Here is a 9,713-nt window from a genome sequence, read left to right as displayed (position 1 = left end):
GATGATCGGGGCGGAGGGCACCGGTTTCGCCACGGCGATGCGCACGCTGGACCACACCCGGGTCACCATCGCGGCGCAGGCGCTGGGCATCGCGCAGGGTGCGCTGGACTACGCGAAGGGGTACGTGAAGGAGCGCCGGCAGTTCGGGAAGGCGATCGCGGACTTCCAGGGCGTGCAGTTCATGCTGGCGGACATGGCGATGAAGCTGGAGGCCGCCCGGCAGCTCACCTAGCGGATGATGCGGGACGCGAAGATCACCCAGATCTACGAGGGCACCAACCAGGTCCAGCGCATCGTCATGGCCCGCAACCTGCCCTGACGGGCGGTCGGTTCGCGCCCCGGCCCGCTCACCCGCCGACCGGTTCGCGTCCCTGCTCGCTCACCCGCCGGCGCTCCCCGACCTTCCGGGCCGGGGCGCCGGCCCAGATCTCGCCGGGCCCGGTGGAGCGGGTGAGGACGGCGTTGGCGCCGACCACGGTGTCGGCGCCGACGGTCAGGGTGCCGCTCTTGCAGACGATCTTCGCGCCCGCGCAGACCACCACGCCGTCCTCCAGCACCACCCGCCGCATCGCGGACAGCTCCTGCGGGACCCACGGGTCGGCCCGGCCGATGGTGACGCCGTTGTACAGCGTGACGTTCGCGCCCAGCGTGGTGTACGGGTGCAGGACGGTGCCGAAGCCGCGGTGGAACACCACCAGGCCGGGGCCGATCTCGGCGGCGGCCGGCACCTCCATCCCGTAGAGGGCCAGGGCCTCCTGGACCAGGCGGCCGAACGGCCGGCTGCGGCGGCGGTAGATGAGGGCGGTCACCAGCGACATGGCGGACATTGTCCTGTCCGGCCCCCCGACCCGCCGTCAACGACGCGCCCCGCGGCGGCAGTTCGGATTCGCCGTGCGAATTCCGAACGCCGCCGCGGGGCGCACCCCCCTCAGCGGGCGGTCACTTCACGTCGGGGACGGCGGTGTCGTTCTTCATCGCGTCGAAGACCGCCTTGGACTTCGCCGGGTCCCACTTGACCGCGGACTCGCCGGTGGGCGTGTGGTAGTCCGGGTTCCCGATCGGGACGGTGATGGTCTTGCCGTCGCCGCCGGTGACGCCCTTCATGGCGAGGAACATCGAGCCCAGGTCGGTCAGCCCGGCGTCGTCGTCGACGATCACGGTGTCCAGGCCGGCCGAGACCAGCGGGTAGAAGGTGAACGGGTTGAGCAGGGTGGTCGGCGAGGCGGCCTGCTTGGCCAGCGCGCCGAGGAACTTCTGCTGGTTGCGCATCCGGCCGAGGTCCTGGTCGGCCATCTGGTGGCGCTGCCGGACGAAGGCCAGCGCCTGCTTGCCGTTCAGGGTCTGGGTGCCGGCCTGCAGGTCGAGGCCGGAGTCCTTGTCCTTGACCGGCTGGTCGATGGTCATCTCGACGCCACCGACGGCGTCCACCAGGCCGACGAAGCCGGCGAAGCCGATCTCGGCGTAGTGGTCGATCCGCAGGTCCATGTTGGTCTCGACGGTCTGCACCAGCAGCCGGCCGCCGCCCGCCGCGAAGGCCGCGTTGATCTTGTGGGTGGCGGCGGGGATGGTCTTGCCGCTGCCGGAGGTGTCCTGGTGCGCCGGGATCTGCACCCAGGAGTCGCGCGGGATCGACATCAGGGTGTTCCCGTTGTCGCCGATGTGCAGGATCATCATCGAGTCGCTGCGCTTGCCCTCGGCGGAACCGGTGTGCAGGTTCTGCTCGTCGGCGTCGGTCAGGCCGGCCCGGCTGTCCGAGCCGACGATCAGCCAGTTGGTGCCCTTGCCCGCGGCCGGGCGGCCCGGGTAGTCGGCCAGCACGTTCTCGTGGTGCAGCTTGCCGTCCGCCCAGAAGTAGGTGCCGACCATGGTGACCAGCAGGGCCAGCACCAGGCCGAGCACCGAGTAGCCGACGATCTTCTTGCGCGAGCGGCGCGGCCGGGCCCCCGGCCCGGCCCCGGGGGCCGCCCCGCCGGGCCGCTGCGGCTCGGACGGCTGCTGGCCGTGGGGCTGCCGACCGTACGGGGGCTGCCCGCCGCTGCCGCTGCCGCCGTACGGGGGCTGCCCGCCGCCGCCGTACGGGGGCTGCCCGCCGGGGTGCTGGCCCGGGCCGGGCGGGCGGCCCGTGGTCGGCCGGTCCTGCTGGGCGGGGCGGGAGAGCGGGACGCCCGTGCCGCGCGGATTCAGCTCCGGCGGCAGCGGCGGCTCGGCCGCCGGTCCGCCCTGGCCCCGCGCCGCGTCGCCCTGCCCGTATGCGCCGCCCCCCGGGCGCTCCTGCCACGTGTTCATGGGGGAAGGATGCCCGAACCGGGCGCCGCGCAGTGATCGCGGAGGCGCCGCGGGCCCCGTTGTGGCCGTTTTGATGCAGGGCGCGGACGGTTCCGGGGAGTGTTCACCAGGCGGGCACGGCCTTGACCCGCCGAAACCGGGCGTGTTTGCATGACGGCATGGAGCAGCTTCAGGTCCTCACCCGTCGGCGGCACGTCGACCACGGCCGGGTGTCCTGTTCGCTGTGTCGCGGCTGACGATGCCCGCCGCGCGCACTCACCCCAGGCGACCCGCGCCCTCGCCTCCCCTCTTCCTCCTCCCTTCCCCGGCCGCGCCCTGCCCGCGGCCGTACGCCCCGAGGTGACTCCATGGCCGTGATCCTGTCCGTCTCCGGCTCCCCGTCCGCGACCTCCCGCACCACCCGGCTGCTGCGCCACGTCGACCGCCGGCTCGCCGCCGACGGCCACCTGGTGCACCCGCTGGACGCCCGCGCGCTGCCCGCCGCCGCCCTGCTCGCCGCGGACACCTCGGACCCGGCGATAGCCCGGGCCGTCGAGCTGTTCGAGCAGGCCGACGGCGTGGTGATCGGCACCCCGGTCTACAAGGCCGCCTACTCGGGCCTGCTGAAGGCCCTGCTCGACCTGCTGCCGCAGTACGCGCTGCGCGGCAAGACGGTGCTGCCGCTGGCCACCGGCGGCTCCACCGCGCACGTGCTGGCGGTGGACTACGCGCTGCGGCCGGTGCTCAACGCGATGGGCGCCGGGCACGTCACCCAGGGCTGGTTCGTGCTGGACCGGCACGTCGGGGTGCGCGAGGACGGCGCCACCGAGTTGGAGCGCGAGACCGAGGTTCTGCTCACCCCGGTGGTGGACGCCTTCTCCGCCGCACTCGCGCCCCGCGCGGAACTCGCCACCACCGGCTGACCGTTCGTCAACCAGAGGGCTCCGACCGGGGCCCGGACCCTCAGACCGCGCCGCGGCAACCCCTAGGGGAGAGGGCCCGGGCCCCGGACGCATTCCCGGGACGGGGCTCAGCCCGGTGGAGGACGACCGGCCCCGACCGCCGCTCCTACCGTGGAGCCATCCCCCCCAGCCCCACCACGAAGGTGGTGCTGGCCCCACCCCGAAGACGGATGCCTGCTGGATTCCGCGACCGGTGCGGTGCCCGGAAGGCTGGGGGCCAACGGGTGGACCCACAGCGAGGAGCATTCAGTGACCACGGCAGCGAACGCCGCTCACCTCTCACACCTGCCGGAGCGCGGCACCGCCGCCGCCCAGGCCCGGCAGGTCACCAAGGCGTACGGCGCGGGGGAGACCCGGGTGACGGCGCTCGACGCGGTCGACGTGGACATCGAGCGCGGACGCTTCACCGCCATCATGGGCCCCTCCGGGTCCGGCAAGTCCACGCTGATGCACTGCCTGGCCGGGCTGGACGCCGTCTCCCAGGGCCGGATCTGGATCGGCGACACCGAGATCACCGGCCTGAAGGACAAGCAGTTGACCCGGCTCCGCCGGGACAAGATCGGCTTCATCTTCCAGGCGTTCAACCTGCTCTCCACGCTGAACGCGGTGGAGAACATCACGCTGCCGATGGACATCGCGGGCCGCAAGCCCGACCGCGCCTGGCTGGAGCAGGTGATCGACACCGTCGGCCTGTCCGGCCGGCTCAAGCACCGCCCCGGCCAGCTCTCCGGCGGCCAGCAGCAGCGCGTCGCGGTGGCCCGCGCGCTGGCCGCCCGCCCCGAGATCATCTTCGGCGACGAGCCCACCGGCAACCTCGACTCCCGCTCCGGCGCCGAGGTGCTCGGCTTCCTGCGCCGCTCGGTCGACGAACTCGGCCAGACCATCGTGATGGTGACGCACGACCCGGTGGCCGCCGGCCACGCGGACCGGGTGCTGTTCCTCGCCGACGGCCGGATCGTCGACGAGATGCACAACCCCACGGCCGACACCGTCCTGACCCGCATGCGCCGTTTCGACGGCAAGCGCACCAGCTGAGACGGGGCCGGAAGACATGCTGCTCAAGACCTCGCTGCGGAGCTTCTTCGCCCACAAGTGGCGCCTGGTGCTCTCCCTGCTCGCCGTGGTGCTCTCGGTCGCCTTCGTGGCCGGCACCCTGGTCTTCTACAACACCGCCACCAGCACCTTCGACAAGCTGTTCGCGGCCACCGCCTCCGACCTCTCGGTCGCCAAGGCCGAGGACGAGATGGCCCGGCGCGGCGGCCCCGCCGCGATCCCCACCATCCCGGCCGGCACCCCGGCGAAGCTCGCCGCCGAGCCCGGCGTCAAGGCCGCCCTCGGCCAGGTCATGGTCTCCACCGCCGTCCTGGTCGACCCGGCCACCAACAAGCTGGTCGGCCCGACCACCGGCGCCCCCACCCTGACCGGCAACTGGACGGACACCCCGCGCAACTCGGTCGACGTCACCTCCGGCCACGTCCCGCAGGGCGCCGACCAGATCGTGCTGGACGCCGACACCGCCAAGAAGTCCGGCCTCGGCCTGGGCGCCCGGCTGCGGGTCATCACCGACAGCGGCGACCACGACTTCACCATCTCCGGCATCGCCACCTTCCGCACCACCAACCCCGGCGCCGCCCTCGCCTTCCTGGACACCCCCACCGCCCAGCAGGTGCTGCTCGGCACCGAGGCGTACACCTCGGTCGAGGTGTTCGGCGACGGCAGCCGCAGCGACGAGCAGCTGAAGGCCGCCGCGCTGGCCGACCTCGGCAGCGGCTTCCAGGCCAAGACCGCCGCCGAGCAGCAGCAGGAGAACGCCGACGACGTCGGCTCCTTCCTCGACTTCATGAAGTACGCGATGCTCGGCTTCGCCGTCCTGGCGGCCGGCGTCGGCGGCTTCCTGATCGTCAACACCTTCTCCATGCTGGTCACCCAGCGGACCCGGGAGATCGGCCTGCTGCGCGCCATCGGCGGCAGCCGCTCCCAGGTCAACCGCTCGGTGCTGACCGAGGGCCTGATCCTCGGCGTGCTCGGCTCCACCCTCGGCATCGGCGCCGGCCTCGGCCTGGCGCTCGGCCTGATCCAGCTGATGAAGGCCGCCGGGATGAACCTGGACGCCACCTCGCTGGACGTCACCTGGACGGTGCCCGCCGTGTCGTACGCGGTCGGCGTGCTGGTGACGCTGTTCGCGGCGTTCGTGCCGGCCCGCCGGGCCTCCCGGATCACCCCGATGGCCGCGCTGCTCGACCACGCGGCCCCGCCCGAGCCCCGGGCCAACCGGATCCGGGTCGCAGTCGGCGCCCTGGTCACGGTGCTCGGCGCCGCCGCCCTGGTGCTGGCCGGCACCTCCACCGGCTCCACCGGCGGGATGCTGATCGGCCTCGGCGTGCTCGCCACCCTGGTCGGCGCCGTGGTGCTCGGCCCGCTGCTGGTCTCCGGCCTGCTCCGGCTGCTCGGCGGCGCGCTGCCCGCCCTGTTCGGCCCGGCCGGCCGCCTCGCCCAGCGGAACGTGATGCGCAACCCGCGGCGCACCGGCTCCACCGCCGCCGCCCTGATGATCGGCCTGGCCGTGGTGATCGGCGCCTCCGTGGTCACCTCCTCCATGGTCACCTCGGCCACCGCCCAGATCGACAAGTCCGTCGGCGCCGACTACATCGTGGCCGGCGGCCGCACCGGCCTCACCCCGGCCATGGCCGACGCGGTCGGGCACACCGCGGGCATCGACCACGTCACCCGGCAGAAGTCCGTCCCGGCGGACCTCACCACCCCCGACGGCACCCGCACCGAGACCGAACTGGTCGCCGCCGACCCGAGCTTCACCCGGGACTTCCGGCTGCCGCTCGCCGCCGGCACCGCCGAGGGCGTCTTCGCCGAACCCGGCGGCCTCTCGGTCGACCAGAAGTTCGCCGACGCGCACCACCTGAAGGTCGGCGACCCGATCGCCGTCGGCTACGACAAGGGCCGCACCCAGACCCTCAAGGTCGCCGCCGTCCTGAAGACCGGCAACCAGCTCTTCGACGGCAACTTCTTCACCGGCATCCCCACCGTCTCCGCCGCGCTCGGCGGCGAACTGCCCGCGGACTCCGCGGTGTTCGCCGGCGCCTCGGCCGGCGCCGACAAGGCCGAGGTGCTCGCCGCCCTGCAGAAGTCCCTGGAGGGCTACCCGCAGCTGACGGTCAAGGACCAGGCCGGCTACAAGGAGATGATCAAGTCCCAGGTCGACCAGCTGCTCTACATGGTCTACGGCCTGCTCGGCCTGACGATCGTGGTCGCCGTCCTCGGCGTGGTCAACACCCTGGCCCTGTCGGTGATCGAGCGGACCCGGGAGATCGGCCTGCTGCGCGCCATCGGCCTCTCCCGCCGCCAGCTGCGCCGGGTGGTCCGGCTCGAATCGGTGGTCATCGCCCTGTTCGGCGCCGTCCTCGGCACCGCGCTCGGCCTCTCCTGGGGCGTCACCGCCCGGTCCGTGCTGGCCGACCAGGGCCTGACCGCCCTGACGATCCCGACCGGCACCGTGGCCGTGGTCCTGGCCGGCTCCGTGCTCATCGGCCTGATCGCCGCCCTCGTCCCGGCCTTCCGGGCCGCCCGGATGAACGTGCTGGCCGCCATCGCCTCCGACTGACCCCGCCCCGACGGCGGGCCCGGCGGGCCCGGTGGGCCGGAAGCGTTCCGACGCTTCCGGCCCCGCCGCGTTCCCGGGGCCAGCCGCGTCCCCGGGGTCAGGACGGGCAGCTGATCTCGCTGCCGCTCTCCGCACCGGCCACCGCCGTCGGCGACGCCGCCGGGCCGGCCTTCTCGGGCGCCGCGGCCCGGGCGGCCGGAGCCGCCGAGGATGCCGCCGAGGACACAGCCGAGGACGCCGCCGGGTCCGCCGGGGCCCGGTACTCGCTGCCCGCGACCACCTGGAAGGTCGGGCCCAGGCCCGGCACCGGATCGAGCTCGGCGTCGGGCAGCGCGGCGGCCAGGGTCTTCACCGACTCGTCCCAGCGCGGGTCGTAGCGGATCACCGTCCGGGTGGCGGCCGACCCGTCGCCCAGGGCGTTGGACGGGGCGTTGGACGGCGTGCCGGTGGTGGCGAAGCCCGCCTTGCGCAGCTCGGCGTCGACCCGGAAGCCCAGCCCCTGGACGCCCGCCCCGTTGAGCACCTGCACCCGGACCTGCGCCGGAGGAATCGTTCCGGCAACGGGCGAGGCGCTCGGCCCGGCGGCAGCGGCAGCGGCGGCGGACGGCGCGGCGGCCGCGGCCCCGGTGAGCGGCCGCCCGGCCCGGACCGCCTCGAACAGCGCCGCCGCGCCCTTCTCGTCCCACAGCACGGTGGAGCCCCAGCCCGGCACCTGGTGGTCCACCTCGGACAGCGGCACCGTGGCGAAGTCCGCGTCCGAGGCCGACAGGTCCTTCAACCGGCCCGCGAAGTCCAGCAGTTCGGCGTTGCCCAGCCCCTTGTCGACCTTCACCGAGCGCAGCACGGTGTCCAGCACCCCGGTGAGCTTCGCCGGGTCGAGCAGGGTCCCGCCGGAGGCGGCCCGGCGCAGCAGCTGGGCCAGGAACTTCTGCTGCCGGTGCATCCGCCCCAGGTCCGAGGAGCCGTCCACGTGCCGGGCCCGGACGTAGCGCAGCGCCCCCGCCCCGTCCAGCCGGGTGGTGCCGGCCGGCAGGTCCAGGCCCGAGTAGTCGTCCTTGAGCGGCTTGGGCGTGCACACCTCGACGCCGCCCAGCGCGTCCACGGTGGAGACGAAGGCGAGGAAGTTCACCTCGACGTAGTGGTCGATCCGCAGCCCGGTGTTCTGCTCCACGGTGCGCACCGCCAGCGGCGCCCCGCCCATCCCGTACGCCGCGTTGATCTTGCCCTTGGCGGCGGCCACCTGCCGCCCGGTGGCGGGGTCCTGGTGCGCGGGGATGTCCACGTAGGAGTCGCGCGGGACGGAGACCACGGTGGCCCGGCCGCGGTCCGCGGACAGCTGCACGACCATCATGGTGTCGGTGCAGTGGCAGGACTCGCCGCCCGCGTGCAGCACGTCCTTGAGGGTGGACTCCGGGATGCCCGCGCGCTCGTCGGTGCCCACCACCAGGAAGGTCGACGCCCCGTCGTCGGCCGGCCGGTCGGGGCCGCCGCCGATCGCGTCCACCCGGTCGAGCGAGGCGCCGACGCCGTTCAGCACCGCCCACCCGCCGCACGAGGTGGCCAGCACCGCGAAGGAGAGCGTGCCCGCCGCCCAGCGCCCCCACCTCCGGCGGCCGGGCCGCCGCCTCCGGGCCGGTGCGGACAGGCGGGCGGGCGGGCGCTGGTGGGGCATCTTCCGCATGCTAGGCGGGCCGGCCCGACCCGCCCGGACGGCGCGCCGGACGGGGGAGGACCCCGTCTGACAAGCGCGGTCCGGCGCCGGTACGCTCGGGCACGATGAACACCAAGGCTGCTGAGGAGCTGCCGGCGGTCTCCGTGATCATGCCGGTGCTCAACGAGGAACGTCACCTGCGCACCGCCGTCCGCCGCATCCTGGAGCAGGAGTACGCCGGTGAGCTGGAGGTGGTGATCGCCCTGGGCCCGTCCGCGGACCGGACCGACGCGATCGCCGCCGAACTCGCCGCCGAGGACCCGCGGGTGCGCACCGTCCCCAATCCGACCGGCCGCACCCCGGCCGGCCTGAACGCGGCGATCCGGGCCAGCCGCCACCCCGTGGTGGTCCGGGTCGACGGCCACGGACTGCTGACGCCCGGTTACATCGCCACCGCCGTCCGCCTGCTCGACGAGATGGACGCCGCCAACGTCGGCGGCATCATGCACGCCGAGGGCGAGACCGACTGGGAGCACGCCGTCGCCGCCGCGATGACCTCGAAGATCGGCGTCGGCAACGCGGCCTTCCACACCGGCGGCCTGGCCGGCCCCGCCGAGACGGTCTACCTCGGGGTGTTCCGCCGCGAGGTGCTGGAGCAGCAGGGCGGCTACAACGAGGAGTTCGTCCGGGCCCAGGACTGGGAGCTCAACTACCGCATCCGCCAGGCCGGCGGCCTGGTCTGGTTCACCCCGCAGCTCCAGGTCACCTACCGGCCGCGGCCGAGCGTGCGCGCGCTGGCCAAGCAGTACAAGGACTACGGCCGTTGGCGCCGGGTGGTCACCCGCTACCACCGCGGCTCGGTCAACCTGCGCTACCTGGCCCCGCCGACCGCCCTGCTCGCCGTGCTGGCCGGCCTGGTGCTCGGCGCCGCGCTGCACCCGGCGTTCCTGGTCCTGCCGGCCGGCTACGCCGCGGCGATCGTCCTCGGCAGCCTGCGCAGCACCGGACTGTCGTCCAAGCAGCACCTGCTGCTCCCGCTGGCCCTCGGCACCATGCACATGAGCTGGGGCTTCGGCTTCCTCACCTCCCCGCGCCGGCTGGCCCGCACGGTGATCGCCTCCACCGCGCCCGCCCCGATCGACCCGAAGCCCACCCCCGCCCCCTGACGGGGCGTCGAGGACGGTCCCCGGAACCCCGGACGGGGGCCGTCCCCCCGCAC

7 protein-coding genes and 1 pseudogene are annotated in these 9,713 nt (G+C 74.0%); 5 read left to right on the top strand and 3 right to left on the bottom strand.

The genetic code is table 11. The features are described from left to right. Nucleotides 1-319: pseudogene (locus tag IH44_RS0124860) on the top strand (acyl-CoA dehydrogenase family protein); the annotation flags it as partial. A 28-nt stretch (nt 320-347) separates the two neighbouring features. On the opposite strand, the gene IH44_RS43045 reads toward IH44_RS0124860, so the two are convergent. After that, nucleotides 348-818: a serine O-acetyltransferase gene (locus tag IH44_RS43045; RefSeq protein ID WP_051817280.1), complete on the bottom strand. Its 471-nt coding sequence runs from the start codon at nt 816-818 to the stop codon at nt 348-350. A gap of 121 nt (nt 819-939) precedes the next feature. After that, nucleotides 940-2,286, bottom strand: a complete 1,347-nt coding sequence (locus IH44_RS0124845; protein WP_030461932.1) for an LCP family protein — start codon at nt 2,284-2,286, stop codon at nt 940-942. Nucleotides 2,287-2,633: 347 nt separating this feature from the next. Here IH44_RS0124845 and ssuE point away from each other — a divergent pair, with 347 nt between their 5' ends. From ssuE to IH44_RS0124830, 3 genes are all read left to right on the top strand, one after another. After that, a complete protein-coding gene (gene ssuE, locus IH44_RS0124840; RefSeq protein ID WP_030461931.1) occupies nt 2,634-3,188 on the top strand; it encodes an NADPH-dependent FMN reductase in 555 nt (184 codons plus the stop codon). Nucleotides 3,189-3,476: 288 nt separating this feature from the next. Next, entirely contained in the window at nt 3,477-4,262 is a 786-nt protein-coding gene (locus IH44_RS0124835; protein ID WP_232795075.1) for an ABC transporter ATP-binding protein, read from the top strand. 16 nt (nt 4,263-4,278) lie between these two features. After that, the gene (locus IH44_RS0124830; protein WP_030461929.1) at nt 4,279-6,843 is read left to right on the top strand and encodes an ABC transporter permease; all 2,565 of its coding nucleotides are present in this window, start codon (nt 4,279-4,281) and stop codon (nt 6,841-6,843) included. A 97-nt stretch (nt 6,844-6,940) separates the two neighbouring features. Here IH44_RS0124830 and IH44_RS0124825 read toward each other — a convergent pair whose 3' ends face one another. Then, a complete protein-coding gene (locus IH44_RS0124825) occupies nt 6,941-8,515 on the bottom strand; it encodes an LCP family protein (protein WP_198545032.1) in 1,575 nt (524 codons plus the stop codon). A 104-nt stretch (nt 8,516-8,619) separates the two neighbouring features. Here IH44_RS0124825 and IH44_RS0124820 point away from each other — a divergent pair, with 104 nt between their 5' ends. Beyond that, a complete protein-coding gene (locus IH44_RS0124820; RefSeq protein WP_030461927.1) occupies nt 8,620-9,660 on the top strand; it encodes a glycosyltransferase family 2 protein in 1,041 nt (346 codons plus the stop codon). Nucleotides 9,661-9,713: the final 53 nt, after the last annotated feature.

Source organism: Kitasatospora sp. NRRL B-11411 (assembly GCF_000721345.1).
GTDB lineage: Bacteria > Actinomycetota > Actinomycetes > Streptomycetales > Streptomycetaceae > Kitasatospora > Kitasatospora cineracea.
The sequence above is the reverse complement of the archived record's forward strand: the minus strand, read 5'-3'. Positions and strand labels throughout refer to the sequence as shown.

Excerpts from the sequence above, each read along its gene's own strand:
- IH44_RS0124830 (WP_030461929.1), top strand. The coding sequence starts at position 4,279 with ATGCTGCTCAAGACCTCGCTGCGGAGCTTCTTCGCCCACAAGTGGCGC.
- IH44_RS0124845 (WP_030461932.1), bottom strand. The coding sequence starts at position 2,286 with ATGAACACGTGGCAGGAGCGCCCGGGGGGCGGCGCATACGGGCAGGGC.
- ssuE (WP_030461931.1), top strand. The coding sequence starts at position 2,634 with ATGGCCGTGATCCTGTCCGTCTCCGGCTCCCCGTCCGCGACCTCCCGC.
- IH44_RS43045 (WP_051817280.1), bottom strand. The coding sequence starts at position 818 with ATGTCGCTGGTGACCGCCCTCATCTACCGCCGCCGCAGCCGGCCGTTC.
- IH44_RS0124825 (WP_198545032.1), bottom strand. The coding sequence starts at position 8,515 with ATGCCCCACCAGCGCCCGCCCGCCCGCCTGTCCGCACCGGCCCGGAGG.
- IH44_RS0124820 (WP_030461927.1), top strand. The coding sequence starts at position 8,620 with ATGAACACCAAGGCTGCTGAGGAGCTGCCGGCGGTCTCCGTGATCATG.